The sequence below is a fragment of the Microcystis sp. M53602_WE12 genome (genome assembly GCF_030065455.1).
GTDB classification, from domain to species: domain Bacteria; phylum Cyanobacteriota; class Cyanobacteriia; order Cyanobacteriales; family Microcystaceae; genus Microcystis; species Microcystis aeruginosa.
This window is the reverse complement of record NZ_JASJFB010000163.1, coordinates 1-4,863: the sequence shown is the minus strand read 5'-3', so window position 1 is coordinate 4,863 and position 4,863 is coordinate 1. Positions and strand designations below refer to the sequence as shown.

Below are 4,863 nucleotides of genomic sequence, written 5' to 3'. Positions count from 1 at the left end.
GATTGGGGGGAAAATTCAGGTACTTTTTCCCTGAAAATTAGGTAGTTGACCACCTGAAAATCGATAAAACCCCACACCCCACACCCCACACCCCACACCCCACACCCTGCCACCACCGAAAAACTTTTTCAGCAAGCCCTAATTATTGATTGTTTCTTATTTTATAGCTGCTGTGGTGGTCATGCTAAACCCATTCTTGCTCAAAAAGCAAAAAGGGAAATATATTCCCTTTTTCTGGCTTTTATGGACCCATATCCTAAACGGTTTCGGGTTGAACACCTCTTTGGTCGAGAATTTTCTGTAATTCAGCTTCGTCGGTTTTGGTCAAAGAAGTGCGTAACACTTTACCTCCGTAGGGGGCCACTTCATCGAGGACCTTATCGGGGGTAACTTTTTGGACGAGAACAAAGAGAGCAGATGTACCTGGCTGCATGGTTTCTCCCAATTCCCGCATAAAATTGTCATCCACACCGATATCACTTAAAGCACCTCCCAAAGCGCCACCAGCAGCACCGAGGACGGCCCCTAATAAAGGGGATAAAAAGAGCATTCCGATTAATAATCCCCAGAAACTGCCACTGGCGGCTCCCGCTGCCGTTAAATTGACCGCTTGCTTGAGTTTAATCTGGCCATCTTTGTTTTTAACCACTACGGCAGCATCTTCTAACTCGATGAGATGTTCCTGTTGCAGTTTAGCCAAAGTTAAACGAACTTCTTCTGCTTTAAATTCGTCCTCATAGGCGATGACAAATAGATCGGCCATAGTTTTTCCTCGATTATTAGTAAATAAAACCTTTATACACTACTTTTGCCGGATTAAAAAGTTTGAGGTATCGGAGAATACCTCAAAGCCATGGGGATTAGGTGTCATAAATACGAGCTTCAAAAGCATCGGGATTTTCTTGACAGTATTCCTCAAAATAGGTTTTTTCCGGTTTTTTAGCGCGTTGGTGTGCCAATTCTGCCTGTAATTCCTCAACAACATCCCAAGCTGCGGCACAATCGGGAGAATTTCCCCCTTTTTCAGCACATACTGCCCGGGCAATATCTCTAGCTTTGATAATCTCCGCTTCTAAATCAAGACTGCGGGGCTTTTCGACGGTGTTACCTTTATGGAGAATGTCGCTAACGGATATAACACCGAGCAAACCGCCTTTAATTACTGGTGCGAAACGAATACCGGTATTAGCAAATAAGCGGGCCACATATTCAACCCCGAGGTCGGGATTAATCACGATGCAGGGTTTGCTCATCACTTCATAGACGCGCACTTTTTGCGGATCTTGACCGAAAGCGACGACTTTATAGACAATATCGGTTTCAGTGATAATTCCGTAAGCATCTTCATCGTGACGGCGATCGACAATGAGAGTTCTAATGTTCTTTTCTCTCATCAATTGTACCGCTTTGGCAACGGTTTCAGAACCTTTAATCTTGGCCACCTCCGTGGTCATAATTTCAGCTGCTTTCATGGTCATAGTTGGAGAAGTTAAGTTGTGCCTTTGTTATTTTAAGGTATATCCTTGTCAAAAATCAAAGAATCCCATCTGGCAAGATTTCTAGTTCCAAGGACGCAAAAAATAAGAAACTAACATCAAACAGCCGACAACATTCCCCAGCAATAAGCGGGCTACCTTGAAATAGTTATCTTTGGTATAATACTGGGCTAACAGGATCAAGAATGGAATAGCTGTAGCTGTATAGCGAGTCGAATAATAATGGGTAATTTTAAAAGCTGTAGCGGCAACTACGATCACGGCAACATTTAAAAACAGAAATTTACTATCTTTATAGTGATCTCGGCAATTGTTGAGGCTGGCAATCAGAAAAAGAATTCCAAAGGCAAGCAGACAGGAGGAAGCTAAATAGAAAAAGAAACTTAGCCAAGTAGGATCGGGAATAATTTTCTGGAAAACTTGGTAGGCTGGACGAATAGAAAGGATTTTAAAGATAGCGTTGCCTAGAAAGCTGCTGACCAGGACAGATATTATTATCACCTTATTCAAGCTGAACCATTTGGGAGCGAGGATAAATAATAAAAGACCGGTGTAGGCAAAGGAAAGAAATCCGTTTACCAGAGAATATCCAGAAGATAATGAACTTTGACCGGGGGGAACTAATCCACCCCATACGCTAAAAACGATAGCGGGTAAAATTCCAGAAGTTAACCAGCATAATATTAAAGGTTGCCAAGATTTTTTTGAGGAACTAATTGTTAGTATTGGCAAGATAAACACCAGAACGAGAAAAGTTTGTCTGCCTAGGATTGCTATCCCTAAACATAATCCACTCAGAGCGGCTATTCCTAAGCTCATTTGCCGGTTATCTGCAATTTTTTCTAGAGCTATAAATATCAAGAAAATTGCTAAAGTTGCCAAGAGCATACCAGGGATTTCCGTGAGAGCCATGCCCGTAATCACCCAAATCATCGGTAAGCCCATAATTGTCAGACTAGAGACCAGTGGCTGGGGAATTTTGAAAATTTTTTGCAGGGTTAAACTCAGGACTAAAATTAACAGTAATAAAAGAAGAATATTAACCAACCTAACGGCAGGGGCTTGCAAATTGGTCAAGGGCTGAAAGATATAATGAATTATCGGGTATAACGGACCTGGGGCCGATTGTCCTGTACCGCGTAAGAATCGATAGGATAAACCGTATTGATTTAATAAATCTACTAACGGTAAGTGATAAACTTCATCATAAACGAGAGCATGGGGAGAAAGAAGTACACAGGTCAATAAAACCACAAAACCGATGAAATTGACCAGGACACTTGCTAGTTGAGCGGGATTAAAATCCTTAGTTATTTTCAGCATATTCATAATTTTGTGTCGAGGAAATTACTTTCCTAAGATTATGCTCTAGTTAATTAGGTTTGTCCAGAAGAAAATCGGGACGGCTTCAGGATGGCTGACGGCTAAAAAACCGATCCCTGATTAACGCCATTCTACCAGTTGTCGTTCTTGGACAACCAAACCATATACTGTCTCAGTTTGACGGGCTAAATTCGCCCAATGAAAGCGTTTTTCTAGGTCTTCGTAGGCGTTATTAGCTAATTCGTGGGCGTATTCAGGATGATTTAAAACCTCTAAAATGCCCCAAGCGAGGGAATCAGGATTATTGACGCGGGTGACAATTCCCGTTTGGCCATGACGGACAACTTCGGGAAAACCGCAGGTATCGGAAACTACGACGGGAACCCTAGCGGCGAAACTTTCCAAGGCGACAATACCAAAAGGTTCGTAAAGACTGGGAAAAACGGCACAATCGGCCACGGTTTGGAAGCGATCGAGGTTTTCATCGGACATAAAGCCCGTAAAATAACAATGATGCCAGATACCGAGATGCCAAGCCTGTTGTTTGAGTTTGTCGGTATTGCCGCCACCGATAATGACAAATTTAGTTTGACCCTCGGTCTGGGCCAGGACTTTTGGGGCAGCGTTGAGTAACACCGAAACCCCCTTTTCAAAGGTCATACGCCCGACGTAATAGACGATTTTTTCGTGATCTTGGGCATATTGACGACGAAAAGCTCGGTAATCAAAGTTAGGGTCTCTTTGCTTTTTCTCGGCCCGAATACCGTTATAAACCACATCGATTTTATCCCAGGGTGCGCCCAAAGCCCGATGGACTTCATGACGCATATAGCCAGTGCAGACGATAATGCGCCAAGCATTATAGACGAGGGTTCCCTCTTTGCCGGCGATATAGCGTTGGGTGTCGGTGTGCAGTCCGTTATAACGTCCGTATTCCGTGGCGTGAATAGTGGCAATCAGGGGGATTTTAAAGAGATGTTTCATGGCAATGGCCGCATCCCCTACTAACCAATCGTGGGCATGAACAAGGTCAAATTTTCCGTATTCGGCGATTAGTTTGCCGCCCTGTTGCCCCATGCTGTTATTCATGTTGACCACCCAATGGAAAAAGTCATTGCCGGGGGGTACGGGGACACGGTGGATGTGAATGCCTTCCACCAGTTCGTAACTGGGGGCCTGACCGAATTCGATCGTGATTAAATGGACTTCATGACCGAGTTTGACGATTTCGGGATAGAGTTCAGCGACATGACGGGCGATACCGCCCACTAATCGCGGTGGAAATTCCCACGCCAACACTAAAATCCTCATTTTTCCCTAACCTCGACCTGATTTAAGCTTGTAGGTAATCATTGCATCCCCATGGTATCTATTTTGGCTCTGGTTTCTTCCTCTAATTGCCACTTTCCCCGCACCAGTCTTGAGAGGATTTCTTGTCGCCACTTGCTTAATTGTTCCTGAAAAGCGGCCGTTTGTAGATCGTTGCGCCAGAAAATTAGGGCCGATTCGCCAGTTTGCGGATAATAATTTTTACGCTCTCCAGCGACGCGGAAGCCAAAATGCTCGTAGATTGCGATCGCTGACTGGTTCGATACCCTCACCTCTAGCGTAGCCCTTTCCAGTTGTCTTTGTACAGCCTTCTCCAGAAGTTTGTAGAGAAGTAGTTTTCCTAATCCTTGTCTTTGATAGTCTGGGTAAATTGCTAGGAGAGTAATATGCGCTTCTTCGAGAATTGCCCAAAAACAAGCCAATCCGATTAGGGTTTCGTCATCCCGGTCTAGGGTAAGAATTAATAATTCACTGTTGGGGCTGTCTAATTCCCGTTGATATCCCGATAACGTCCAGATACCGCCGAGACTGGTGCGATCGAGTGCCACCATGGCGGCAAGATGCTCTGATTTTGGGGTTTTAAGCTGGATTTTTGCCATTGATCGGGGAAGGGAGCAGGGTGTGGGGTGTGGGGTGTGGGGTGTGGGGTGTGGGGTGTGGGGTGTGGGGTGTGGGGTGTGGGGTGTGGGGTGTGGGGTGTGGGGTGTGGGGTGTG

The 4,863-nt window shown here is 44.7% G+C and carries 6 protein-coding genes; all 6 read right to left on the bottom strand.

Translation table 11 applies throughout. The features are described from left to right. Positions 1 to 256 precede the first annotated feature (256 nt). A complete protein-coding gene (locus PX482_RS06305; RefSeq protein ID WP_002756665.1) occupies positions 257 to 763 on the bottom strand; it encodes a DUF1269 domain-containing protein in 507 nt (168 codons plus the stop codon). 97 nt (positions 764 to 860) lie between these two features. Next, on the bottom strand, positions 861 to 1,478 hold the full coding sequence (locus PX482_RS06300) for a CP12 domain-containing protein (protein ID WP_288122203.1): 618 nt from the start codon (positions 1,476 to 1,478) through the stop codon (positions 861 to 863). Between the two features lie 81 nt (positions 1,479 to 1,559). Continuing rightward, a complete protein-coding gene (locus tag PX482_RS06295; protein ID WP_223212939.1) occupies positions 1,560 to 2,819 on the bottom strand; it encodes a glycosyltransferase family 39 protein in 1,260 nt (419 codons plus the stop codon). 120 nt (positions 2,820 to 2,939) lie between these two features. Further along, complete coding sequence (locus PX482_RS06290) at positions 2,940 to 4,130, bottom strand: glycosyltransferase family 4 protein (RefSeq protein WP_288122202.1); 1,191 nt, start codon at positions 4,128 to 4,130, stop codon at positions 2,940 to 2,942. 38 nt (positions 4,131 to 4,168) lie between these two features. Beyond that, the gene (rimI, locus tag PX482_RS06285) at positions 4,169 to 4,699 is read right to left on the bottom strand and encodes a ribosomal protein S18-alanine N-acetyltransferase (RefSeq protein ID WP_288122201.1); all 531 of its coding nucleotides are present in this window, start codon (positions 4,697 to 4,699) and stop codon (positions 4,169 to 4,171) included. Further along, positions 4,633 to 4,863: hypothetical protein (locus PX482_RS06280; protein ID WP_288122199.1), on the bottom strand; the 231-nt coding region annotated here is incomplete at its 5' end. The genes rimI and PX482_RS06280, both read right to left, overlap by 67 nt.